This window comes from Alteraurantiacibacter lauratis (assembly GCF_037154155.1).
Taxonomy (GTDB): Bacteria; Pseudomonadota; Alphaproteobacteria; order Sphingomonadales; family Sphingomonadaceae; genus Alteraurantiacibacter; species Alteraurantiacibacter lauratis.
On the sequence record NZ_JBANRN010000009.1, the window covers coordinates 1 to 22187 of the forward strand.

At 64.3% G+C, this 22187-nt stretch carries 25 protein-coding genes; 16 read left to right on the forward strand and 9 right to left on the reverse strand.

Annotated elements, in window-relative coordinates; genetic code table 11:
• Positions 1 to 273: 273 nt before the first annotated feature.
• Together WFP39_RS09360 and WFP39_RS09365 are read left to right on the forward strand one after the other, a co-directional pair.
• Positions 274 to 699, forward strand: a complete 426-nt coding sequence (locus WFP39_RS09360; RefSeq protein WP_336919229.1) for a phasin family protein — start codon at positions 274 to 276, stop codon at positions 697 to 699.
• Between the two features lie 105 nt (positions 700 to 804).
• Positions 805 to 1002 carry a heavy-metal-associated domain-containing protein gene (locus WFP39_RS09365; protein ID WP_336919230.1) on the forward strand — a complete coding sequence of 66 codons (198 nt, stop codon included), beginning with the start codon at positions 805 to 807 and terminating at the stop codon, positions 1000 to 1002.
• A gap of 98 nt (positions 1003 to 1100) precedes the next feature.
• Here WFP39_RS09365 and WFP39_RS09370 read toward each other — a convergent pair whose 3' ends face one another.
• Positions 1101 to 2537: a thymidine phosphorylase family protein gene (locus WFP39_RS09370; RefSeq protein ID WP_336919231.1), complete on the reverse strand. Its 1437-nt coding sequence runs from the start codon at positions 2535 to 2537 to the stop codon at positions 1101 to 1103.
• Between WFP39_RS09370 and WFP39_RS09375 the strand changes: the two genes are divergently transcribed.
• On the forward strand, positions 2520 to 2648 hold the full coding sequence (locus WFP39_RS09375) for a hypothetical protein (protein ID WP_336919233.1): 129 nt from the start codon (positions 2520 to 2522) through the stop codon (positions 2646 to 2648). The two genes, WFP39_RS09370 and WFP39_RS09375, sit on opposite strands and share 18 nt — an antisense overlap.
• Here WFP39_RS09375 and WFP39_RS09380 read toward each other — a convergent pair.
• From WFP39_RS09380 to WFP39_RS09405, 6 genes are all read right to left on the reverse strand, one after another.
• Positions 2630 to 3988: an MBL fold metallo-hydrolase gene (locus WFP39_RS09380; protein ID WP_336919234.1), complete on the reverse strand. Its 1359-nt coding sequence runs from the start codon at positions 3986 to 3988 to the stop codon at positions 2630 to 2632. The genes WFP39_RS09375 and WFP39_RS09380 overlap by 19 nt on opposite strands.
• 79 nt (positions 3989 to 4067) lie before the next feature.
• On the reverse strand, positions 4068 to 5060 hold the full coding sequence (locus WFP39_RS09385; protein WP_336919235.1) for a ribose-phosphate pyrophosphokinase: 993 nt from the start codon (positions 5058 to 5060) through the stop codon (positions 4068 to 4070).
• 29 nt (positions 5061 to 5089) lie between these two features.
• Positions 5090 to 7177 (reverse strand): heavy metal translocating P-type ATPase, encoded by a 2088-nt coding sequence (locus tag WFP39_RS09390; protein ID WP_336919236.1) that lies wholly within the window; start codon positions 7175 to 7177, stop codon positions 5090 to 5092.
• Positions 7178 to 7283: 106 nt separating this feature from the next.
• Complete coding sequence (locus WFP39_RS09395) at positions 7284 to 7928, reverse strand: methyltransferase family protein (RefSeq protein WP_336919237.1); 645 nt, start codon at positions 7926 to 7928, stop codon at positions 7284 to 7286.
• A 24-nt stretch (positions 7929 to 7952) separates the two neighbouring features.
• On the reverse strand, positions 7953 to 8210 hold the full coding sequence (locus WFP39_RS09400) for a DUF2933 domain-containing protein (protein WP_336919239.1): 258 nt from the start codon (positions 8208 to 8210) through the stop codon (positions 7953 to 7955).
• Positions 8211 to 8358: 148 nt separating this feature from the next.
• The gene (locus tag WFP39_RS09405; RefSeq protein WP_336919240.1) at positions 8359 to 8709 is read right to left on the reverse strand and encodes a NifB/NifX family molybdenum-iron cluster-binding protein; all 351 of its coding nucleotides are present in this window, start codon (positions 8707 to 8709) and stop codon (positions 8359 to 8361) included.
• Between the two features lie 315 nt (positions 8710 to 9024).
• Between WFP39_RS09405 and WFP39_RS09410 the strand changes: the two genes are divergently transcribed.
• Complete coding sequence (locus WFP39_RS09410; protein ID WP_336919241.1) at positions 9025 to 9744, forward strand: Crp/Fnr family transcriptional regulator; 720 nt, start codon at positions 9025 to 9027, stop codon at positions 9742 to 9744.
• A 32-nt stretch (positions 9745 to 9776) separates the two neighbouring features.
• On the opposite strand, the gene WFP39_RS09415 is transcribed toward WFP39_RS09410, so the two are convergent.
• Positions 9777 to 10457: an RNA polymerase sigma factor gene (locus WFP39_RS09415; RefSeq protein ID WP_336919242.1), complete on the reverse strand. Its 681-nt coding sequence runs from the start codon at positions 10455 to 10457 to the stop codon at positions 9777 to 9779.
• 309 nt (positions 10458 to 10766) lie between these two features.
• Between WFP39_RS09415 and WFP39_RS09420 the strand changes: the two genes are divergently transcribed.
• The 8 genes from WFP39_RS09420 to WFP39_RS09455 all read left to right on the forward strand — a co-directional run bounded on the left by WFP39_RS09420 (position 10767) and on the right by WFP39_RS09455 (position 18699).
• Positions 10767 to 11045 carry a hypothetical protein gene (locus tag WFP39_RS09420; RefSeq protein WP_336919244.1) on the forward strand — a complete coding sequence of 93 codons (279 nt, stop codon included), beginning with the start codon at positions 10767 to 10769 and terminating at the stop codon, positions 11043 to 11045.
• Positions 11042 to 11482 (forward strand): periplasmic heavy metal sensor, encoded by a 441-nt coding sequence (locus tag WFP39_RS09425; RefSeq protein WP_336919245.1) that lies wholly within the window; start codon positions 11042 to 11044, stop codon positions 11480 to 11482. Before WFP39_RS09420 ends, WFP39_RS09425 begins: the two co-directional genes overlap by 4 nt.
• A gap of 41 nt (positions 11483 to 11523) precedes the next feature.
• Positions 11524 to 12096 carry an RNA polymerase sigma factor gene (locus WFP39_RS09430; RefSeq protein WP_336919383.1) on the forward strand — a complete coding sequence of 191 codons (573 nt, stop codon included), beginning with the start codon at positions 11524 to 11526 and terminating at the stop codon, positions 12094 to 12096.
• Positions 12093 to 13874 carry a copper resistance system multicopper oxidase gene (locus WFP39_RS09435; protein ID WP_336919246.1) on the forward strand — a complete coding sequence of 594 codons (1782 nt, stop codon included), beginning with the start codon at positions 12093 to 12095 and terminating at the stop codon, positions 13872 to 13874. Before WFP39_RS09430 ends, WFP39_RS09435 begins: the two co-directional genes overlap by 4 nt.
• Positions 13871 to 15010: a copper resistance protein B gene (locus WFP39_RS09440; RefSeq protein WP_336919247.1), complete on the forward strand. Its 1140-nt coding sequence runs from the start codon at positions 13871 to 13873 to the stop codon at positions 15008 to 15010. The genes WFP39_RS09435 and WFP39_RS09440 overlap by 4 nt, the downstream gene beginning before the upstream one ends.
• Positions 15011 to 15663: 653 nt before the next feature.
• Positions 15664 to 16074, forward strand: a complete 411-nt coding sequence (locus tag WFP39_RS09445) for a hypothetical protein (protein ID WP_336919248.1) — start codon at positions 15664 to 15666, stop codon at positions 16072 to 16074.
• Positions 16075 to 16096: 22 nt separating this feature from the next.
• Positions 16097 to 17971: a 2Fe-2S iron-sulfur cluster-binding protein gene (locus WFP39_RS09450; protein WP_336919249.1), complete on the forward strand. Its 1875-nt coding sequence runs from the start codon at positions 16097 to 16099 to the stop codon at positions 17969 to 17971.
• Entirely contained in the window at positions 17971 to 18699 is a 729-nt protein-coding gene (locus WFP39_RS09455) for a hypothetical protein (RefSeq protein ID WP_336919250.1), read from the forward strand. Before WFP39_RS09450 ends, WFP39_RS09455 begins: the two co-directional genes overlap by 1 nt.
• Here the strand turns inward: WFP39_RS09455 and WFP39_RS09460 are convergent.
• Positions 18678 to 19004 carry a hypothetical protein gene (locus WFP39_RS09460; protein WP_336919251.1) on the reverse strand — a complete coding sequence of 109 codons (327 nt, stop codon included), beginning with the start codon at positions 19002 to 19004 and terminating at the stop codon, positions 18678 to 18680. The genes WFP39_RS09455 and WFP39_RS09460 overlap by 22 nt on opposite strands.
• A 597-nt stretch (positions 19005 to 19601) precedes the next feature.
• On the opposite strand from WFP39_RS09460, the gene copC reads away from it, so the two are divergent.
• From copC to WFP39_RS09480, 4 genes are all read left to right on the forward strand, one after another.
• Entirely contained in the window at positions 19602 to 19958 is a 357-nt protein-coding gene (gene copC / locus WFP39_RS09465; protein WP_336919253.1) for a copper homeostasis periplasmic binding protein CopC, read from the forward strand.
• Positions 19959 to 19992: 34 nt separating this feature from the next.
• Positions 19993 to 20856 carry a CopD family protein gene (locus tag WFP39_RS09470; RefSeq protein WP_336919254.1) on the forward strand — a complete coding sequence of 288 codons (864 nt, stop codon included), beginning with the start codon at positions 19993 to 19995 and terminating at the stop codon, positions 20854 to 20856.
• Between the two features lie 91 nt (positions 20857 to 20947).
• On the forward strand, positions 20948 to 21895 hold the full coding sequence (locus WFP39_RS09475; protein ID WP_336919255.1) for a LysR family transcriptional regulator: 948 nt from the start codon (positions 20948 to 20950) through the stop codon (positions 21893 to 21895).
• Complete coding sequence (locus tag WFP39_RS09480; protein WP_336919256.1) at positions 21892 to 22182, forward strand: hypothetical protein; 291 nt, start codon at positions 21892 to 21894, stop codon at positions 22180 to 22182. The genes WFP39_RS09475 and WFP39_RS09480 overlap by 4 nt, the downstream gene beginning before the upstream one ends.
• The last annotated feature ends 5 nt before the right edge of the window (positions 22183 to 22187 follow it).

The window sequence follows — 22187 nt, forward strand, 5'->3', positions numbered from 1 at the left end:
AAACCAAAGAATCATACCTCGGCTTCGTCGCACTGGCCTCAATCAAACTCTGGATACCCTTTGTCCACGAAGCCTAGATGGGGCTTCCAACGATGGGAAGGTCAAGACCCGTGCGCGAAACACCGCAAGTAGTCCGGCCTCTCCATTTGACCTGGATTAAAGATCGTGCGCCGCCCTGACTTTAATCCGAGTGCGCATGGGGGAGAATTTCCGTCCGAGGTCGCACGCGGGCATGGCGCGCAGCGGCGGGACGCTAATGCGAGGATCGCGGAAATGACTAAGGACAAGGCCGGTGGCGAGGCGGAGGCGAGGAGTGGGATCCTCGCATGGTGGGGCGCGGATGGTGTCATGCGTGAAGCGCTCCACGCGCATGTCGAACGGTTGCGCGCCTTCTCGACGGGCCTGCAAACGGCCTATGGCGATGGCTGCCGTGAGCAATTGGAACTCGTCTCGACCACAAACCTGCGCCTCGTGGATTCAGCGCAAGCGTTCACCCGCTGTCGCAAGCCGGAGGACTTCATGAGTGCGGGCGCTGATTTCGCGACAGCGATGCTTGAAGGTGCGTCGGCGCAATCGCGACACCTGTTCGAGTTCGGCGGCAAGGTGCGAGATTGTTGTTCGGATATGGCGCGCGATGCAGCCGGGTCGGTGCGCGGGCAGATGGAAGGGGATGCAACTCATGCGCCGCCGCGCCCCTGATGCCCCGCCAAAAGCCGGCGCGCATTTAGTTCGAGCAGTCCCCTTGACCTTCCAACGATGGGAAACCCTATCTGAGTGAGCATGAGGCATGAACAGGAGAGTCCCATGCAGTTTCGTATCCAGAACATGACCTGTGGCGGCTGCGCCAGGAGCGTCACCAAAGCCATCCAGTTGGTCGATCCCGCCGCGACTGTCACCGCCGATCTGCCAAACCGGATCGTCCACGTGACGTCTGACCAGCCGCAAGCCGAATTTGAGCGTGCGCTGGCGACGGCCGGATTTCCGGCCGTAAGTGCAGCCTGACGGTAAACCGGCGCCGAAGAGCCGCCGCCCTTCTATGGCACGGTGACGGATCGCTTCGGTTGCCGCTTGATCATGCGCCCGGGCCTGGAGCCGGGAGGTCACAGCGTCAGCGTGACCATGTCCGGGTTACGTTCGGCATAGTCGAGCGCATAGCTAAGCTCGGCGGCGGTTTCGGCATGGAGGTGAATCAAGGGTTCGCCCCGGCCGACCTCATCCCCGATGCGGATGTCCATGCTCACTCCGGCCGCCTTCGCATCGGGTGCGCCCGCGAGTTTGGCGAGGCGCGCGAGCCTGCGATTGTCTATATGCACGACGCGTCCGGCACGCGAGGCGGTTAGCGGCTGCACATGCGCGGCAACTGGCGGTGTGCGCATACCACCTTGTGCTTGGCAGATCGCCTCAAACTTTGACCAGGCTCTGCCGGTGGCAAGTGTTTCGAGCGCCAGTGCGGCGCCCTGTCCGGCCTCCGCTTTGCCGCCGATCTCCAGCGCGGCGCCCGCAAGCACGACCGCGCGACGGCGAAGGTCGTCGGGCGCGTCAGATGCGTTGCGCAAGACGGCGAGCACGTCGAGCGCTTCGAGCGCAGGCCCGATGCCGCGACCCACGGGCTGAGTGCCATCGGTAAGCAGGCAGCGGGTTGTCAGGTTGAAGCGAGACGCCACCAAGCGCATGCGCTCAGCCAGTCGTTCGGCCGCTTCGGAATTACGCACCTTCGCGGTGGGACCGACCGGAATGTCGATCACGACATGAGTTGATCCGGCGGCGACCTTCTTGGAGAGAACAGAGGCGATGAGCTGGCCTTCGGTATCGACGTCCAGTTCGCGCTCGATGCGCACGAACCTATCATCGGCGGGGCTGAGATGCACTGCGCCGCCCCAGGCGATGCAGCCGCCCTCCTGTTCGACGACGCGCTTTAGCGTCGCGATGTCGAGATCGACCGGAGCGAGCGTCTCCATCGTATCGGCGGTGCCGGCCGGAGACGTTATCGCGCGCGAGGAAGTCTTCGGCATGACGATTCCGTTTGCAGCGACGATCGCAACGATGATTGGCGTCGTGCGGTTGCCGGGTAAGCCGCCAACGCAATGCTTGTCGATGATGAGCGGCGCGGACCATCGCAAGCTGTCGCCCACCGCAATCATAGCGGAGGTGAGATCAACGGTTTCATCATCGTCCAAGGGAAGTGCCGCGCTCGCGGTCAGGAAGGCGGCGAGATGGACGTCGGAATAGCGACCGGCCACGACGTCGCCGACGATCTCGGCGAACGCAGGTGCATCGAGGCGATGGCCGTAGATGCGATGGCGCACACTTGCGAGCGATTCGATCGCGGGCGCATGGGAGACATGAACGACCTCGCCATCGGCGACACCGAGTAACTTCCAGGCGGTCTCCGATAGCGCCGCCTCGTCAATTGCGAGCAGAGCACCACCTTCGATCTGGTAGAGCGCCGCCTGCACCTTCCGATTACCAGTCGAGACGAGCACTTGCGAGCGGCTCGAAAGCCCTTCTGAGCGGCACACATGGCAGTCGGTTCGCATGATCACGACTGGCTGATTTTGGGTGTGCAAGCCGAGGCGTTTGGCGCGGAGCACAGGCTGCTGCGCGACGCCTCCCGGGACATCACCTTGCGTCACAACTCGAACACCTGATCCTGGCGCGGCACGACAGCGTTCCAATTCAGCTCGTGGTCGATGCGCGAACGCAACGCCTCGGATGCCTGCGCTTCGCCATGCACTATGAAGACGCGCTTTGGCGGCCGCCTGAAGGCAGACAGCCATCGCATGAGTTCGTTGGCGTCGGCGTGGGCTGAGAGCATCGGCAGGTCCGCGACTTCGGCTTGGACGGGAATCCATTGGCCGTGGATCTTCACCTCGCGCGCGCCTTCGAGCATGGCGCGACCGCGCGTGCCGGCGGCTTGGAAGCCGGTGAAGAGGATTGTGTTCTTGTGGTCGGGAGCGAAAGCCTTGAGGTGATGCAGCACGCGTCCGCCCGTCGCCATGCCGCTCGCCGAGATGACGATCTTGGGATAGGGGCTGAACGTGATCGCTTTCGATTCTTCGACCTCGCGCGTGTAAGTGGCGATCGCGCAGGAATCACGGCAAACTTGGGCGCTGAGCCGGTGATCGTCCATAAAAGAGCACAGCATCTCGCTGGCGTTGATCGCCATCGGACTGTCGAGATAGATCGGGACGTTCGTAAGCCGATCCATCTCGCGCAACTTCCAAAGATAATAGAGCAACGCCTGAGCGCGCCCGACCGCGAACGCCGGCACGATGAGCGTGCCGCCACGCCGGACGGTGCGCTCTGCGATCGCACCCAGCGCCTCGGCTGGATCGGTGCCATCATGGACACGGTTTCCGTAGGTGGACTCGATCACGACATGATCCGCTTCCGGGATCGGCTCCGGGTCGAGCATGAAGGGGTCGCCATAGCGGCCAAGGTCGCCCGAGAAGGCGATGCGGCGTCCGGCCCATGTGAGGTCAGCGGTTGCTGCGCCGAGGATATGGCCGGCATGGCGGAAGGTGAGCATGGCCCCGCCAGGAAGCTCCATCGGCTTTCCGAAAGGGATCGTGGCGAAGGCGTCGAGTGCGCGCTCGGCGTCGCGCACCGTATATAGCGGGAGGGCTGGCTTGTGGCGGGTCGCGCCGATGCGGTTTAAGAAATCCGCGTCCTTCTCGTTAAGGTGGCCGCTGTCCTTGAGGATCAGGGCCGCGACCTCGCGCGTGGCGGCGGTCGAGAAGATGCGCCCTCGAAACCCGTCCCGCACGAGGCGCGGCAGATAGCCTGAATGGTCGAGGTGGGCGTGCGTGAGAATAACCGCGTCGATGCTCGAAGGCTCGACGGCGAGCGGCTCCCAATTGAGTTCGCGCAGGTTCTTCATGCCTTGGAACAGCCCGCAATCGACCAGGATGCGCGTGCCGTTCGATTGCAGCAGATGCTTGGAGCCGGTGACGGTTCCGGCGGCGCCAAGCGAAGTGAGGGTAAGCATCAAAGCGGCCTTTCAATTCAACGACAACGTCGCGGCGAGGTCGTGTCGGTCATTTCTTGGAGGTTTCGATCCGATCAGCTCATCCGCCGGTCCAGGGCGGCGGATCGCTCGCAGGGAAGGAATCGACGCCAGCGCGCTCGACTTCATCGAGCGGTTCGGGTGGGCGGCGATGACGCACGAGCGCCTCCGCCCTTGCATGGCGCGACGCCAACGCTGACGCGATCAGCGGCGCGAGGCCAATGGCATTGCTCGGATGGGGAATAGAGTCGCAGGAAACTATGCGCGCAGAGAACGCTTGCAGCCGCTCGTAAGAATCCTCGGCGAAGACGCCATGCACCACGGCGCAGACAGGCTTCGCAAAGCCTTGTAGCGCGAGTTTGCGGGCAGCGTCGATCAGCGTGCGTCCGGAAGAGGCGATGTCATCCGCCAGCACCGGCTGACGATCGCGCCACGGGCCGAGGTCGGGCAGGTCGATGTCGACGCTGCGGTCGCCATGCCGGATTTTCTTGAGCACGGTGAACGGTGCGCCAATCCGCTCTGCGATCACCGAGACCCACTGCTCACTTTCTTCATCAGGTCCGATGAGCAACGGCATCTCGACATGGCCGGCAATCCAGTCGGCCAGCAGAGGCGCGGCGTGCAGCGTGTCCGCCGGAATGGTGTAGAGCGCGGAGAGCGCGGGATAGCGGTGCAGATGTGGATCGACCGTTATCAGCCGATCAAAACTTGATGAGATAAGGCGCGCGAAGCTGCGCGAGGAGATAGCCTCGCCGGGCTGAAAGCGGTGGTCCTGACGCATATAGGCAAGATAGGGAGCGACCAGCGTGACCTCGCGTGCGCCCAGCGCGCGGGCCGCATCGGCAGCGAAAATCAGGCGCAGAAAGCCATCGTCAGGAAGCGCCAGGGTGCAAACGAGATCGACGCGTTTATCGGTCACGTCATCAAGCAGACGCACATAGGTTTCGCCATCGGGAAAGCGCCGCGTCTCGATCGCGCCAAGCTCCCATCCCCCCGCTGCGGACAGGTCGCGCGCGAAGACTTCGTTGCCCGGCAGGGGAACAATCACGCGCATGTCATCTTCCCGATGCGGCCCTGCCATGCTTATTGCCGCCCTTTGTAGAAGCGCAGCAATTGCGCGTTGATCGCGACAATCACGGTGCTTACCGACATGAAGACGGCCGCCACCGCGGGCGTCATCAGGAAGCCGGTGCCGAAGGTGATGCCCGCTGCCATCGGGATCGCGACGGCATTGTAGCCCGTCGCCCAGAGCAGGTTCTGGACCATCTTGCGATAGGTTGCCCGCGAAAGGCCGAGAATGGCGGCGACGTCGCGTGGATCGCTGCGCACGAGCACTATGTCGGCGGATTCCACGGCAACGTCGGTGCCCGCGCCGATGGCGACGCCCAGATCGGCCACCACCAGGGCCGGGGCATCGTTGACGCCGTCGCCGACCATCGCCACGGCCAGGCCGCGCCGCTGCAATTCCTCAATCTTGTCCGATTTCTGGTCTGGCAGCACTTCGGCGAAATATTCCGCAATGCCCAATTCCTCCGATACCGCCTGGGCGACGCCGTGGGCGTCGCCCGTGAGCATGACGGAGTCGATGCCGAGCATTTTGAGTTCGGCGATCGCCTGCTTCGATTCCGGCCGCACGATGTCGGCAAGCGCGAACAAGGCGCGCGGCGCGCTCTCGCGCACCAGCGCCACCACGGTTTTGCCCTGGCCTTCGAGCTGCTTGAGGCGCGGGTCGGAAATCTCCTGGCCGGCGCGGGCGAGGTGGCCGGGGCTCACGATGCGGATCTCCTGTCCGCCGACATTGGCGACGATCCCCTCGCCGGTGATGTTGCGCACCTCGCTCGCTTTGGGGACATCGAGCCCGCGATCCCTGGCCTCCGCGACGATGCCGTGGGCGATGGGATGCTCGGACTGGCTCTCGGCGGCGGCGGCGAAAGCGAGTTCCTCGTTCTCGTCGCCCTTATCGAGCAGCACGATGTCGCTGACCCCGAAGCGGCCCTCGGTCAGCGTCCCGGTCTTGTCGAACACCACCGCGTTCAGCTTGCGCGCGCGCTCGAAGGCGGCGCGGTCCCGGATGAGGAGGCCATTGCCGGCGCTGAGCGAAGTGCTCACCGCGACCACCAGCGGCACCGCAAGGCCCAGCGCATGCGGACAGGCGACGACCATCACCGTCACCATCCGCTCGATGGCAAAGCTGGTCGATTGGCCGAGCATGAGCCAGACGGCCAGCGTTCCGAAGCCGACGAAGAGCGCGATATAGGTGAGCCAGGCCGCCGCTCGGTTGGCGATGTCCTGGGTGCGTGAGCGTGTCGCCTGCGCCTTTTTCACTAGGTCGATGACCTGGGCGAGATAGGTCTTGTCGCCGGTCGCCGTTACTTCGATGGTCACGGCGTTGGCGCCGTTGATGGCGCCGCCGATCGCCGGCTCGCCCACCCCTTTCGAGACGGGGCGTGACTCCCCTGTCAACATAGCTTCGTTGAAGCCCGAAGCACCCTCCAGGATGCTGCCGTCGACGGGCACCTTGGCGCCCGGACGGACCAGGACGCGGTCGCCCGGCATCAAGGCCGAGATCGGGACTTCCTGCGTTGCGCCGTTGGCGTCGATGCGCGTCGCGGTGTCGGGCAGGAGGCGCACCAGCTCCTCAAGCGCCCGCGAGGCGCCCATGACGGAGCGCATCTCTATCCAGTGGCCGAGCAGCATGATGCCGATCAGCGTCACCAACTCCCAATAGAACTCCTCGCCGGGGAATCCGAACGTGACGGCAGCCGAGAAAAAATAGGCGGCCGAGATCGCCAGCGCGATCAGCGTCATCATGCCGGGCTGCTTCTTGCGCAGCTCGGACACGAAGCCCGTCAGGAACGGCCAGCCGCCATAGACATAGGCAATGGTGGACAGGGCGAAGAGGAGCAGCCCGTCGCCTGGAAAGGCGAGCCTCTCCGCCAGACCGAGCCAATGCTGGATCATCGGCGACAGCAACAGCACCGGCGGTGTCAGCGCGAGCACCACCCAGAAACGGCGGCGGAAGTCGGCGATCATCGCGCCGTGGTCGTGCCCACCGGCATGTTCGGCATGAGTCGAGCCCCCCGCCTGGACAAAGACGCCAGCACCGGCGGCGCTGGCCGTCGCCTGCTGATGATGGTTGTGATGGGCGTGCTGCGCACCGTCCTGGTTCATCCCTCTGTCCTTGTTCGAGCGTGGCGGCGGTCGGCGCGCTGATCGGACGCCGTGGTCGGAATCATAATACGCACGCCCCTGAAGCGCCCCTCAGACAGCGGTTCCATCAGGCAGGGGTGCGTCCCAGGCGCGGAATGAAACGGGGAACACGGCGCTTGTAGGTCTCATAGTCGGCGCCGAAAGTCGCGATTGCATCGCGTTCCTCGGCGCGAGCGAGGCGCACATACATGATGACCAGCACAGGAAACATCAGCAGCGTCAGCAGGGTCGGCCATTGCAGCAGAAAGCCGAACATCACGAGGATGAAGCCAAGATACTGCGGATGGCGAATCCAAGCGTAAGCACCTTTCGTCGCCAGCCTGCCGTCGCGCTGGGCCACATACAGCGTCTTCCATGCGGATGCGATCAGGATGAAGCCGCCGCCGATGAACGCGAAGCTGAGCAAATGGAATGGACCGAAGTGCGGATTACCGCGCCAGCCGAACAGTTCTTCGAGAAGATGGCCGGCATCGTGCGAGAACCAGTCGACGCCGGGATAGCGGCTCTGTAGCCATCCCGAGAGCAGGTAGATGGTAAGCGGAAAGCCATACATCTCGGTGAAGAGCGCGATGATGAAAGCGCTGAATGCGCCGAACGAGCGCCAGTCCCGCTTGGTCTGCGGCTTGAAAAAGCTGAACGCGAACAGGATGAAGATGGCCGAGTTCAGCACCACTAGAGACCAAAGCCCATAGGCCGGAATGCTATTTTCCAAGAGAACGCCCCCTTTATGGTCCGATCAGTGGCGATGGGGGCGCTGGGCCGGCTCGCCTTGAGGAGTCTCCGGGGCGGCGCCATGCCCGGCGTGACCGCGGTGCATGAAGATGTGCATCAGCGGACATAGGAGGATGATCAGGAAGGGGAGCCAGCCGAGCAGATGCGCTCGGTGTTCTAGGATCAGAAAGAAGCCTGCGATCAGGAGGAAGCCCACCAGAACGATACTCGCGATGGGAAATTGGCGACGGTTTGAGTCGCGTTTGATGTTCTCGGCTTCCATTCATCAGCCTCCGTTTCGGCCCGGTCGGCGCCTGAACCAGACCCCTTCATCGGGGAACAAGGGTAGCAGAGGGAGGAACCGCGTCTTTGATCAGCGTTAAATCGTGCCACGGTGGTTTCCCGGCGACGATGTGGGTTGGCTCAAGCGTTCAGGCGGAAGGAAGCGTATCGAAGCGGGCGGCCAGCGCCGCGATCGCCTCGCGGCATGAGCCCAAGCGGACGTCGACGCCGCGCGCGCGCAGGAGGGCGCGGTAGGGCTCGGCGATAAAGCCGCAGACCAGGCGCTCGATACCGCTTTCGGTGATCACGTCGCAGATGGAGCGCTCTCCCGAAGCCGGGCCTGCGGGAAAAGTCTCAATCGCGCCGTCGGCCGAGAAGACGACGACGCCATCGCAGCGCGCAAAGAAGGGACAGAGAATCGGTCCTTCCGCGCGCATTGCCACCATAACTCCAGTGCGCGCGGCTTCCTGTGCGAGTGGCTTGGAAGTGAGCTTGGCCATAAGGGCTCCGGTGCAAGGTCGGGTCCGCCGATGCGTGTATCCGCGCCTGCATGCTCAGTCCTTAACCCCGGTAAAATTTCGGCCAAGGGGTGATCGTCTCGCGCACGTATCCATCACAACCGCCACGCAGGTTCGGCGGCGGTGGTGTGCTTGAGGTGTAATATGGGGGCAGCTCCAGCGTCTTTATCCTTCAGGACGCTGCGCGCGCAGACGAGCGATGGATGGCGTCCTCTTGATCGCAAAGGGGGTGCGCGCGCACATGGACCAGAACCAGAAAGTGTCGGACGGTCGACGCCGGCGCCGAATGTGGCGTGGATGACGCAGCCAGCCGATCGGTTAGGCGGGTCCGGCTCGGGCGATGGCCCGGTTGCCGACGAGCTTCGCCTCCTTCCCGGCTCGCGCAGCACGGATCGCAAGGTCGAAGCCGGCCAGGAGCTGTTCGGCGTCGGCGCCCCGTTCGACGCTGTTTACAATCTCATTGATGGCTGGGTGGCGTTATACACCTTGTTGGAAGATGGGCGCCGGCAGATCGTTCAGTTCGTGCTGCCGGGTGGGGTGTTCGGCATGTGCGGGGGATCGAGCGGGCGCACGACCTATGGCGCCCAGGCGCTAACGGAGGCGCTGGTATCCGTCGTTTCGCTCGCGGTGCTAACCGCGCGCCTGCGTGACAGCCCAGACGTTACGGCGCGGTTGGTGCGCTCCCTGAGCCGCGACCGGGCGCTCGCCTTCGACCACCTTACCAGCGTCGGCAGGCGCAATGCGCGCGAGCGCGTCGCATGCCTGATACTGGAACTGTTTGTGCGCTGCCGGACGCAATGGCCGGGGAATCGCATCGAGGAGATGTATTTGCCGCTCACGCAAGAGCATATCGGCGACGCGACAGGTCTTACCTTCGTGCATGTGAACCGCGTTTTACGCGCGCTGCGCAAGGAAGGCGTCGTCGAATTTCATCACCGCCGCCTGCGCATACTCGACCCGGATCGTCTGGTCGGTGTCGCCGGGGTCGATCATAATGCCGCGATGGCGTGGCTGTGACACACAGCCTATCGCGGCGGCAGCGCGAAGATTCATGGGTGGTCCTTTCGCGCACGGCGTGACTTGGCCGGCGCGCGAACGGACTTGGCCGTGGCGGTCGCCCCTTCCGCGGCAAGCGGCAACTCGTCGCAGCGGCAGTCGAGGAAACCATGCGTCGAGCAGGTGCGGCACATTTCCTCAAGCCGGTTACGCAGCGCCTTACGGCCGCGATGCAGGCGGACGGTGACATTGTTCAGCGAGGTGCCGAGGCTCGCCGCCAGCCGGTCGCGCGGCTCGCCCAGGATGTCGGCACGCCAGATGACGTCGGCATATTCTGCCTTCAGCGTCGGCAAGAGCCGGTAGAGGCAATTGCAGACGGTGGCGTCGATCTCCGCATCAGGGTCGGCGGGCAGCGCATCGATGTCGATGCTGTCGATCGTGGCTTCTCGTCGATGCCTGCGCGCTTGGGCGCGCTGGTGATCGACGATGGTGGTGGCGAGAATACGCCCAAGCCAACCGCGCACGGTCTGGACGTCGCGGAGTTGCCCAGAGCGCTCCAGCACACGCAGTGAGAAGCGCTGCAACACCTCCTCCGCCTCGTCCCGGTTGCGCAGGCGTTGACGGAGGAAGACGAGAATCTCGTCCCGCGCTTCGACCAGCGCGCGCTGGACGGCCGCGTCATGCGGCCTGGCCGCATCTTCGGGCGCCGCCGTGTTATCACTCGATTTGGTCATCGCTCTACAAGACCTTACTCTCCGCTCATGCAAATCGCTGATGATGAGTGTGCTTGACCAACGGGTGCGTGTCTTCAATCCAGATCAAAATCGGTGCGATCGGCAGGCTGCCGTGCGGATTGCGTCGCATTGTCCCACCACCGGCTACCATCGTTCGCAGGATTGATGGTGAGTATCCTGTTGGTCATGGAGGACGGGCGAGGTTACGAGTCGGGCACCCCCTTCCTTTAACCGCGATAAAGAGGACGCCAAAACCGAGGGGCGCACGGTCGCAATTGCGTATCAGGGAACATCGGAAGGAGATTCGCAATGAACGAGCTGGACAGATTGCTGGGGAACCTGCGCGCCGCGCCGGCCCCGGATCGGCTAGCCGATATTGATGGTGAAGTTCTGGCCGCCATCAGCATCCGTCCCCCCAGCGGCATCACCGTGTCGAACGCGAGCTTCGGCTTGGTGGCCATCGCTGCACTGTTTGTAGGCATCTTGGGTTCGGGAATCACCCAGCCAAACCCAACCCGCACACCGCTCGCCCCGTTTGGCGCCCCATCCGCTCTGGCGCCCTCGACGCTTTTGGCCGACACTCCATGACCAACCGGACGCGCATCCTGCTGGTAGTGCTGGTCGCCTTTGCAAGCGCGATCGGAGGGGTTTTTGTCGGACGGCAATTGATCCCGGTTAAAGAGCCGGTCGAGACTGAACTCCATGCTCTCCTGCATCGTCAGCTCGATCTGGATTCCCAGCAACTCGCGGCGATCGAGAACATCGAGGAGCGATTCGCCATGCGCCGCCGTGCGCTCGAACTTGAAATGCGCGCCGATAATGCGCGCCTCGCCGCCGCAATCCGGGCCGAGCAAGGCTATGGCCCTCGGGTCGATTCGGCCGTGGATCACTCGCACCAAGTGATGGGCGAACTCCAGAAGGCAACACTGGAACATATCTTCGAGATGCGGGCTGTGCTTCGCCCCGACCAGGCGCAGCGCTTCGACGAGGCGGTCACGAGGGCGCTGACAGCAACGGAACGATAGGGGTGGCCGAGGGGCCACTGACAGACGGCGAGCTTGCGGCGATGGCTCTCGCCGGGCGCCAATCGGCCTATACGGACTTGCTGGCCCGGCACCGGGAACCGATCTACCGCATCGTCCGCGGCCATATCGGCGACGCTGACGAAGCGGTCGACGTCACGCAACAGGCTTTCATCGCCGCGTTTGCGGCGCTTGACCGCTACGACCGCGTGCGCCCGTTTCGCCACTGGTTGGCGCGCATTGCGCTTAACAAGTGCCGCGATTGGGCGCGTCGACGCGCCGTGCGACGGTTGCTGACGGCCGCGCTACCATTGGGCGCCGCGGAAGCGGTGGCAGACGAGAGCATCCCGCAAGATGTCGTGCTGGCCGATCGGCAGAGGCTCAAGGGCGTCATGCTGGCGATTGCCGGACTGCCCTCCAGACTGAAAGAGGCGCTGTTGCTGCACACGGTGGAGGGCCTCTCGCAGAGCGAAACCGCAGCCGTGCTCGGCGTTACCGAGAAGACGGTGGAAACCCGCGTCTATCGAGCGCGCCAGAAATTGAACGAGATTCTGAGGGGCCAAAGCGAGTCCGGCGTATCCTCCAGGACGACGAACGACGAAGGGCCATCCTCATGACTTCATCTGCCATTGGCCGGCGCGCATTGCTGCGCGGTGCGGCGCTGGCCGGCGGCAGCCTGGCGCTCGCGCGCTGGTTCCCGGCCTGGGCGCAGCCGGTCTCGGCCGGCATCGCGCCCGACATGCCCATGCTCAGCGGCGAGGAGATCGCAATGCGTATCGCGCATCAGCCGATCACCATCGACGGGCGCACGAGCCACGGCATCGCCATGAACGGCACTATCCCGGCACCGCTCATCCGCCTGCGCGAAGGCCAGAATGTGCGGATCGCCGTCACCAACGCGCTCGACGAGGACAGCTCGATTCATTGGCACGGACTACTGGTGCCGGCAGACATGGACGGTGTGCCAGGCATCAGCTTTCCCGGCATCCGCCCCGGCGAAACTTTCGTCTATGAGTTCCCGGTCGTCCAGTCGGGCACTTACTGGTTCCACAGCCACTCGGGACTCCAGGAGCAGCTCGGCCATTACGGGCCGATGATCATTGATCCGGCGGGCGAAGATCCGGTTCGCTACGACCGCGAGCATGTGATCGTGCTGTCAGATTACAGCACCATGCACCCGCACCTCGTCTTTCGCCGGCTCAAGCAGCAAGGCGGCTATTTCAACTACCAGCGCCAGACGGTCGCCGGCCTTCTGGACGGGCGCGATCAGTCACTTGGGGAGCGTCTCGCCTGGGGCAGGATGCGGATGGACCCGACCGACATCGCCGACGTGACCGGATCGACCTACAGCTTCCTCGTGAACGGTCATGGGCCGGAAGACAATTGGACCGGACTGTTCCGCGCGGGCGAGCGGGTGCGCCTGCGCTTCATCAACGCCGCCGCCATGACGATCTTCAACGTGCGTATTCCGGGCCTTCGGATGACCGTCGTTCAGGCCGATGGGCTGAACGTCCGCCCGGTCCCGGTGGAGGAGTTGCAGATCACCGTCGCGGAAACCTACGACGTGATCGTCGAGCCGGAAGATCGCGCCTACACGCTGGTCGCCGAGGCAAGCGATCGCTCAGGCATGGGACGTGCGACGCTCGCACCCCGGGCGGGCATGACAGCGCCAGTCCCGGCGCTGCGCGAACGCCCGCTCGCTACGATGCGCGACATGGGCATGGGCGACATGGATCATGGCGACGGGGACCACGGCCAGGCAGGCGATGGCGTGGACCACAGCGCAATGGGTCACGGCGTCCCGTCCGTCCAAGGCGCGGGTTCAGGCGGCGAGATGAGCCATTCGATGCGTGATTTCTCCAATGCGCCTGGCGTGGCACGCACGCCGACGGTGCAGTCGATCGCGCCGATGCCGGTGGATCGCACCGGCGAGCCGGGCCAGGGCTTGGACGGCGTCGAACACCGGGTGCTGACCTATCGCGATCTGATGGCGCTGGATCGCAACCCGGACATCCGCGCGCCGAGCCGAAGCCTCCAGCTTCATCTGACGGGCAACATGGAACGCTATATGTGGGCGTTCGACGGCGTGAAGTTCAGCGACTTCCCTGATCCGATCCCATTCCGGCAGGACGAACGCGTGCGCATCACGCTCGTCAACGACACGATGATGGCGCACCCGATCCACCTGCACGGCCATTTCTTCGAGTTGGTGACGGGCCACGCCGAGTTCGCGCCGCGCAAACATACCGTCAATGTCGCTCCGGGCGGTTCGGTCACATTCGACGTGACCACGGACGCCGTCGGCGATTGGGCGTTCCATTGCCATCTTCTGTATCACATGCACGCCGGGATGATGCAGGTGATCACGGTGCGTCCCGAAGGAGACGCCCGATGAGCGTTCGGATCATCGCGCTCGCGACGGCGGCAGCTCTCGCGCATACTCCGGCCGCATTCGCGCAAGCCCATCATGGCCAGCACGGCATGCCGATGCCCACTCAAGGCGAGCAAGCGCCCCAAGATCCGCATGCCGGGCACCGCGCGCCAGCGCAGGACGAGCCGCAAGCGCGGCCCCCTGAGTCAGCCGATCCCCACGCGGGCCATGATGCTCCGCCTGCATCACCTACGACCGCAGACCCACACGCGGGACATGCTGCGCAGCCAGCCCCGTCAACGGCTGCTGATCCGCATGCCGGGCATAGCGCGCAACCCGCCTCGCCAACGGTCGCGGACCCGCACGCGGGCCACGGTGCGCCGGGCGAAACCCCGTCGCACGGCGTCGCGGGCACGGCGCTTCCCGCGGGCGACGCACCTCCTCCTCCCGTGCCGGCCGACTTCTATGCCGATCGGAGCTTCTCGCCTTCGGAAATGGCCCGTGCGCGTGCGGGCGAGCGGCGTGAGCATGGCGGTGGAATCTACAGCCAGGTGCTGTTCAATCTGCTGGAGTATCGCGCGACCGGCAACGGTGGCAGCTACCATTGGGATATGGAAACCTGGATCGGTGGCGACATCAACCAGCTCACCATCAAGAGCGAGGGTGAAGGCGCTTTTCGCGGCGGCACCGATCGCGCGGACCTGCAATTGCTCTATAGCCGTGCGATCGACCCTTACTGGAACCTCCAGGCCGGCGTTCGCTATGACTTCAAACGCTCGCGCAGCTATGCGGCGGTCGGGGTTGAGGGACTGGCGCCTTACTGGTTCGAGCTGGAAGGCACGGTGTTTCTCTCCGATCGGGGCGACGTCCTGGCGCGCTTCGAGGGGTATCACGACATGCGCCTGACCCAACGACTGCTCCTGCAACCGCGCGCGGAAATGAATTTGTCAGCGCAGGACGTGCCCCGCGACCGGCTTGGTTCGGGCCTCACCAATGTCGAACTCGGGCTCAGGCTGCGCTATGAGATCGTGCGCGAGTTCGCACCTTATATCGGTGTCGCCTGGGAGCGCCGCTTCGGCGGCACGGCGCGCTACGCACGAGCGGATGGCGAGGACGTTGGTGGCGCGACCTTTGTTGCCGGTGTCCGCCTCTGGTTTTGATTACGCTTCCTGTAGCTCGTCGCGGTCATTGGGTGAAATCGCAAAGGCAGGGCCAGTCGGGGCTTCATCGCTAGCGACGTCGCCCAACTCCCCAAAAAACGCATGGCAATTTGATGTCGGTTAAAGACCAGCCCTCCTGCCCGCCTATGGTTTCCTGTGCGTGGGGCCAAGTTCCCGGACCAGCGAGAATGAGAACTGCGGGGGGAGAGCCGCGAACGGCGACGAGACGCTTTTACTACGGAAAGGGATGATCATGAAGCTCGGGATAACAATAGCGGTGGCGGGATCAATGCTTCTGCTGGGGGCGTGCGCTACGACGCAAGCGACCCCGGCGGAATATGCGTCCTGTCGGGCAATGGAACAGGACATGGGCGTGGCGGATCGCCACGATCACGGTGAGATGAAGGGCCGGGGCGCCAACCCGATGAACCTCAGCCACCGCCGGTGTCGTCAGATTCTTTCGCAGCCAGCGCCTGCCGGGACCAGTTCTGAGAACAACTGACCGGCCATAGGACTCGTCGGATCGGCTGCAATCGTCGTCTTCCTACAACGAATGATGTGCGGACGGTCTGACGACCTGGCTCTCCGCGTCAGTCGTGAACGCGGCGGCCAATGCAGGGCGAGTGCAATGACAGAGGTAGGGAGACGGGATAATGGCTGATGTGAAAGGCAAGCGCCCGAGCGGAACGTGGATGGCGGCTGCGGCGGCTCTGGTTGCACTCGGTCTTTCCGGTTGCAACGCCTCTGGCGACGATCAGGCGACGACGCCCGAGAATACCGCTGTCGCGCCAGCGGCCAGTGCAACGCAAGACGCGAACGCGGCGTCGGCGGCGCATGGCGGGCGCGACCATGATGCCGACCCTCATGCAATGGACGCCGCCGGTGGCCAGACGAACCACCAGATGATGGAGGAACATCATCGGCTGCGGATGGATCACATGCGCATGGAGGAGGAACACAATGCGCAAAAGGGGGCGGCGCATCCGGGCGGGTCGCCCACCTCGCAGGCACCGGCAGCCACGCCGGCCCAGCCGCCGCCAATGCCGGGGATGAAGCACGAATAGGACGGAATCAGGTGCTCCGTCCGTGATTCAGCAGCCTTTTCCTGTTGTTCTGGCGGCCGCCGTCGCACTCTCTCTCGCGCCGGCGAACGCGCACGCGCAGGTGGAGGAGGATCATAGCGCTCACCACCCGGCCGCGAACTCCGCCTCCGCGATGCCAATGCCGACGCCATCGCAGACGCCCACCCCATCATCGGATGCGATGGCCGAGATGATGGCGCAGATGATGGGCGAAGGCGAACATCATCGGCGCCAGGTCGATCCATTCTATCCTCGCCTCATCGGCTTGCCCGCCCTTACCGACGATGGCCGCCACCGGCTTGCCGGCGAAGTCGATATGCGCATCCATCAGGGGCTCGCTTTGCTGCATCGCGGCGTCGCCGGCGCCGAGCGCGCCGCCACGGCCGAGGAGGCTCGTCAGGCGGCCGACCAGATGCGGGAGGGCCTCGATCTGTTTCATAGCGGATCTACGGTTCGGGCCGCGCTTGCGGACGGCGTGCCGCCCCAGCGTGTAGCGCTGAACTGGTTTCGCGAGGAAATGGGCATGGCCGCCCTACCGCTGCATGGCCACGAGGGCCGACGCCTGTTCGGCGCATCCCCGGCCCATCTGCTGTTCATGACCATTCTCGTGCTGATGTCCGCCGGCCTGCTCATGTTGCAGGTCGCGCGTGCGCGGCGGGTGCGCGCGTTGGTCGAACGCCCTGGCGCGGTCGTGGCGGGCCTTTCGCCGCGTGAGGCAGCGGACGTGAGGAGCAGGGACGCCCCGCCGCTACGCGCCGCCAATGCGCCGCCGGCTGGCGCTCGCGCATCGCAACGTCCGCCTCCCTGGACTGGACAGCTCAAGGTCGCGCACATCGTGCGCGAGACGCCGACGATCGAAACCTATCGCCTGGTTGAGCCCTTGACCGGCCGGTTGCCCTTCGATTTCCTGCCCGGTCAATTCCTCCAGGTCGAAGTCGAGCTTGAGCCCGGAAAGACAGCGCGGCGATCTTACACGATCGCATCCTCGCCCTCGCAGCGCGCCTATGTCGAGCTGACGGTCAAGCGCGAGGAGCACGGTGCCGTCTCGCGCTATCTGCACGACCATGTGGAGGCCGGGGATTTCCTCAAGCTCACCGGCCCGTTCGGCAAGTTTACCTTCACCGGCTCCGATGCCGATAGCATCGTGCTCATCGCCGGCGGCGTGGGCATAACGCCTATGATGTCCGTGCTGCGCTATCTGACGGACATCGCCTGGCCAGGCGACATCTTCTTTGTCTATGGCGCGAGATCGCCCGAAGAGTTCGTGTTTCGCGACGAGATCGAGCGATTGGAGCGCCTGCACGAACGGCTGCGCGTCTTCGCCACGATGCAGGACGCTGCCAGCGCCGAGTGGGCAGGCCCGACGGGCATGATCACGAAGGAGGCACTCACGGCGGCGGTGCCGAATCTTGCGCAAAGACGCATCCATTTGTGTGGGCCGCCGCCAATGATGGACGCCGTGCGAGGGTTGTTGGTCGAACTCGGCGTTCCCCACGCGCAGATTCACAGCGAGGCGTTCGGTCCCGCGTCGCTCCCCATCGAGGACGCGCCGGCGGCCGTGACCAGCACTGACGCTCCGCCAGCCTCGCCAGCGCAAGCGCGCGGGGATGTAGCTGCGGCGACCATCACGTTCGCACTCTCGGGGGTATCCGCCGCGTTGCGTGCTGACCAGACGGTGCTGGAAGCGGCAGAAGACGCAGGGATCGAGATTCCCTATGCCTGCCGGGTCGGCGACTGCGGGGTCTGCGTCACGCGCCTCCTTGAAGGCGAGGTGACGATGGCGATCGAGACCGGGCTTGATCCGGCCGATGCCGCTGATGGCTATGTTCTCGCCTGTCAAGCAAGGAGCACCGGCGGCCCGCTGGTTGTAGAAGCCTGATGCGCGAGCGCAGCGGCGCGCTGGTCGCCATCCTCGTCGCGCTCCTGGTTCTATTCCCGCTTGGCTTCATCTTCCATGCCTCGCCGCGCTTTCCCGGCAGCCTGCTGGGCAGCCTGATCGGGATCGGCGCTGCGCTGCTCATGCTGGCGCCGCTCCTTTATGTAGTCGCGAAGCGCATCCCCGCCGTCAATGCCTGGATAACGCCGCGCGTCAGCACACGGACGCTGCTCTCGCTTCACATCTATGCCGGCGTGCTCGCGCCGATCCTGGGCCTCGTTCATGCCGCCCACAAGTTCAACAGCCCGCTCGGCGTCGCACTGACGGGCGTGATGCTGCTGATCGTCGTCACCGGCTTTACCGGCCGTTACTTGCTTGGTGAACTCGCCAGGGCTGTGCGCGGACGCAATGCCGAGTTGGCGTCGTTGAAGTCGGCCTATGAGGGGCTTCCGTCCGACGAGGCCGCGACGATCGCACCGCCGAAGTGGCGCGTGCGCCTGATGCGACTCTTCTTCGTTCCGGACGAGGTCGAGACTGACAAACTCGTTGGCCGGCGCGAGCAATTGGCTGGCGCGATCGCTGACGTCGAACATGCCGTGCGCGCTGAGGCAGCGGTTGGGGATCTGCTTCGGAAATGGCGGAGAATTCATGTCACCGTGGCCGCGATCCTCTATCTGCTCCTGATCCTGCATATTTGGGCCGCGTTCTATTATGGGCTGCGCTGGCTATGAAGCGTGGCGCGCTCCTCTATGCCGGCTTCATAACGGCGCTGGTCCTTGTGGCGGTCGTCATACCGCTGATGGTGCATAAAGGGGGCAGCAGCGCCGTCGGCGGGTGGCGCGGAATGGTCAATCCGGGTCCGATCTCTCGCGCCCACCAGCAATTCGCGGATCAGTGCGAGACGTGCCACACACCCCATCAGGGCGTCGAGGCGGCAACCTGCATGTCCTGTCATGCGAATACGGATTTCGGCAGCAAGCAATCGACGCGCTTTCACGCCGAGGTAACGCAATGCACGAGCTGCCATGTCGAGCATGAAGGCGACCGCGGCATCGTAAGAATGGACCATCAAGCTCTGCTCAGTGCTCTCGTGAACATGGACAGCGAGACTCTACTACGAAGGGACGACGTTAAGCCTACGGCACGAATTTCCACGCCCCTCCTCGGTATGCGCGCCCAAGATCCTCTTGGCTTGCTCAACTGCGCAAGTTGCCACTCCTATCGCGATCCCCATGAAGGCCGGTTCGGCAGCGAGTGCAGCTCGTGCCACACCGTCGAGAGCTGGAGCATCCCCAGCTTCCGCCATCCCTCCGTCAGCTCGACGCAATGCGCCCAATGCCACCAGGCGCCACCCAGCCATTACATGGGTCATTTCGAAATGGTCTCGCGGCGCGTGGCGGGCAAGCGCGCCGAAGTCGAGCAATGCAGCGCATGTCACACGACAGATAGCTGGAATAACATTCGAGACGTTGGTTTCTATGACCACCATTGAGCGCTCTCCTCGCGTGCTCAGGAAATGGGCGACCTCGCGTGCCCTATGCGCCTGGTCAATGTCGCTTGTGAATGAGGGACGGGCAACTTGGCCGCGTATTCAGGATTGGCCACCTTGGAGCCATGTATCAAAGTGAAACCGATGAAACGCATTCTCTATTCCATCTCTGCCACCGCAGCGTTGCTTCTCTCTGCAACAGCGGCTTACGCCCATGTTCACCTCGTCAGTTCGACCCCGGTGGCGAACGCGACCGTCGCGGCTCCGGCTCGGCTTACGCTAAGTTTCAGCGACACGATCGTTCCCGCTTTCTCAGGCTTCGACCTGATCAATTCCGCTGGGACGGCCATCGCGATACGCACCAGCGTCAGCGAGGATCGTAAATCCATCAGCGGGGTTCCTGCACAGCAGCTTGCTGCGGGTCGATATACGATCAATTGGCGGATCGCCGCCGGCGACGGGCACCGGATGACGGGATCGTTCGCCTTCACTGTCCGCTGAGGTGATAGAGCTTTGGGTCATTGCCCTGCGCGGCGTGCAATATGTCGCCATCGCAATCGCGTTGGGCCTGCCCGCCTTCATGCTCTACAACCCTGCGGTCCGAGCGATGGCGCTGGTATGGCCGCGCCGCATGGTGCTGGCCGCGGCGTTGGTGCTGCTGGCCGCTGCGCCAGCGGCACTCGTTGCACAGACCGCGATGATGGCAGGCTCGCTCGAAGCGGCGCTCAGCCCGGACGCACTTCGCGCTGTGATCAGCCTACCGCTGGGAATGGCTATTCTGGTCCGCGCCGTCGGTGCTGCGCTGCTGGTGATCGTTGTCGCCGCGTTCAGCCCGGAGCGCGTGCTGTGGCTGGCGGCGGCGGTCATAGCGGCTTTGATCAACGCAACATTCGTCTGGACCAGCCACGCGGGAGCCACCGGCTTCCTGCCGCTCCTTCTTTCCGACGTCGTTCATCTGCTCGCAGCCTCGATTTGGATCGGCGCGCTGGCGGCCTTCGCAGGCATCATGTTTTGGCGACCCGCCGATTCCAGCGCTCGCCTTTGGCCGCTCATCACGGCGCTCGCACGCTTCGCGCGGGTTGGGACATTCGCTGTCCTACTGCTGATCGGGACCGGACTCATCAACGGTGTCATGCTGATCGGTTTCGAGAATATGCTGATGCTTGCGGAAACCCCCTATGGACGGACGCTTATCGCCAAATTGGCGCTGTTTGCCATGATGCTCGCACTGGCCGGGGCCAATCGGTTCCGCCTGGCACCGGCCCTTGCCGCTGTTGGGAAGGACGCAACGGACACGCCGCTACGGATGCTACGCCTCAGCATCGGGCTGGAACTCGCGGCCGGTGTCACGCTGCTCGCGCTGGTGGCCGTCCTAGGCACGCTACCTCCGCCATCCTAATCTCCGAAGTTTTCGTGCCGTGGCGTGCCAATCAGGATCGAAACCCGAGTTTCGATCCTGCCCTGATCTCTTCCTCGATTGAACCAGGCTAATGATCGAGCTGCGCCAGCTCCGCTACCTAATCGCGGCGGCCGAGGCAGGCAGCTTCAGTCGGGCGGCGCGCAGTCTCAATATCAAGCAGGCGACCTTGAGCCGGCATATCCTCGAAACCGAGAAGCGGCTGGGCATGGTGCTGTTCGACCGCAAGACGCGCGGCGCGACCCTGACCGCGAACGGCGCGACCTATCTGCGCGTCGCGCAGCGGATCATGAAAGAGTGGGAGGAATTGAACGCCTGGGTCCGCGCCACGAACAATGGCCATGCCGGCAAGCTGGCCGTGGGTTTCTACACCTCCTTCTCGGCCGGCAACCTGCGTGCGACCCTGAGCGAGTTTGGCAAGTACCATCCCGACGTGCGTCTGCGCGGGTTCGAGCGCGACCGCGACATGCTGCTGGCCGGAATTGAGAACGGGCTGCTCGACATCGCCATCATGATCGGCGAGGCGCCCTATCAAGGACTGATGAGCCGCTCTTTCTGGAGCGAGCGCATCCTAGTGGCGATGCCCGAAGGCCATGCGCTTGCGCAGCGCGACCGCATCCACTGGACCGATCTGATCGGCGAACGGTTCTTGCTCATGGAGCAAGATCCCGGTCCCGAGACGCGCAACATGCTCCTGGGCAAGCTCGGGATGCCGGGCTATTCGCCAGAGATCGACATGGAGGACATCAGGCGAGACACCGTGTTGAGCGTCATCGCGCTCGGCGGGCACATTTCAATCGTTGCGGAATCGGCGCTCGGCATCCACGTCCCAGGCGTCGTCTTCCGTGAGGTCCACGAGACCAACGGGCATATGCGGATCGGCTTCTCGGGCTATTGGCGCGAGGACAATGACAATCCGGTGCTGCGCCGTTTTCTCGACTTCGTAGCCACCCGCTATTCGCAGCCGCCGATCCCAGGGCGGCCGCCATCGTCTCAGCAACCGGGAAAGGAGCCGTCATGACGCAAGGAAAGACACTCATCATCGTGCTGGTCACATTGGTCATCGGATTCGGGGCGGGCTTCACCCTGCGCCCGATCATCGCGCCGGCCGCGCCAAGCGCCGCCGCCATATCGGCGCCGGCCGAGCCGCGCGGCACGCAATATTTCGCGGCGCATCTCGATGAAGCGCGGCAGGTCGTGGCGCAATGCGCGGAAGGCACGGTGCGGGGCGCGGAGTGCGCCAACGCCGAGCAAGCCGTCGTCGAGGCCGAGGGCCGGGACCGCTTCAAGCGGTTCATGGGCAACTGACGGCA

Coding starts and splice junctions, on each gene's coding strand:
- WFP39_RS09360 (WP_336919229.1), top strand. CDS start 274: ATGACTAAGGACAAGGCCGGTGGCGAGGCGGAGGCGAGGAGTGGGATC.
- WFP39_RS09365 (WP_336919230.1), top strand. CDS start 805: ATGCAGTTTCGTATCCAGAACATGACCTGTGGCGGCTGCGCCAGGAGC.
- WFP39_RS09375 (WP_336919233.1), top strand. CDS start 2,520: ATGGCAGTCGGTTCGCATGATCACGACTGGCTGATTTTGGGTGTGCAA.
- WFP39_RS09370 (WP_336919231.1), bottom strand. CDS start 2,537: ATGCGAACCGACTGCCATGTGTGCCGCTCAGAAGGGCTTTCGAGCCGC.
- WFP39_RS09380 (WP_336919234.1), bottom strand. CDS start 3,988: ATGCTTACCCTCACTTCGCTTGGCGCCGCCGGAACCGTCACCGGCTCC.
- WFP39_RS09385 (WP_336919235.1), bottom strand. CDS start 5,060: ATGCGCGTGATTGTTCCCCTGCCGGGCAACGAAGTCTTCGCGCGCGAC.
- WFP39_RS09390 (WP_336919236.1), bottom strand. CDS start 7,177: ATGAACCAGGACGGTGCGCAGCACGCCCATCACAACCATCATCAGCAG.
- WFP39_RS09400 (WP_336919239.1), bottom strand. CDS start 8,210: ATGGAAGCCGAGAACATCAAACGCGACTCAAACCGTCGCCAATTTCCC.
- WFP39_RS09405 (WP_336919240.1), bottom strand. CDS start 8,709: ATGGCCAAGCTCACTTCCAAGCCACTCGCACAGGAAGCCGCGCGCACT.
- WFP39_RS09410 (WP_336919241.1), top strand. CDS start 9,025: ATGACGCAGCCAGCCGATCGGTTAGGCGGGTCCGGCTCGGGCGATGGC.
- WFP39_RS09415 (WP_336919242.1), bottom strand. CDS start 10,457: ATGACCAAATCGAGTGATAACACGGCGGCGCCCGAAGATGCGGCCAGG.
- WFP39_RS09420 (WP_336919244.1), top strand. CDS start 10,767: ATGAACGAGCTGGACAGATTGCTGGGGAACCTGCGCGCCGCGCCGGCC.
- WFP39_RS09425 (WP_336919245.1), top strand. CDS start 11,042: ATGACCAACCGGACGCGCATCCTGCTGGTAGTGCTGGTCGCCTTTGCA.
- WFP39_RS09430 (WP_336919383.1), top strand. CDS start 11,524: ATGGCTCTCGCCGGGCGCCAATCGGCCTATACGGACTTGCTGGCCCGG.
- WFP39_RS09435 (WP_336919246.1), top strand. CDS start 12,093: ATGACTTCATCTGCCATTGGCCGGCGCGCATTGCTGCGCGGTGCGGCG.
- WFP39_RS09440 (WP_336919247.1), top strand. CDS start 13,871: ATGAGCGTTCGGATCATCGCGCTCGCGACGGCGGCAGCTCTCGCGCAT.
- WFP39_RS09445 (WP_336919248.1), top strand. CDS start 15,664: ATGGCTGATGTGAAAGGCAAGCGCCCGAGCGGAACGTGGATGGCGGCT.
- WFP39_RS09455 (WP_336919250.1), top strand. CDS start 17,971: ATGCGCGAGCGCAGCGGCGCGCTGGTCGCCATCCTCGTCGCGCTCCTG.
- WFP39_RS09460 (WP_336919251.1), bottom strand. CDS start 19,004: ATGCTCGACATGGCAGCTCGTGCATTGCGTTACCTCGGCGTGAAAGCG.
- copC (WP_336919253.1), top strand. CDS start 19,602: ATGAAACGCATTCTCTATTCCATCTCTGCCACCGCAGCGTTGCTTCTC.
- WFP39_RS09475 (WP_336919255.1), top strand. CDS start 20,948: ATGATCGAGCTGCGCCAGCTCCGCTACCTAATCGCGGCGGCCGAGGCA.
- WFP39_RS09480 (WP_336919256.1), top strand. CDS start 21,892: ATGACGCAAGGAAAGACACTCATCATCGTGCTGGTCACATTGGTCATC.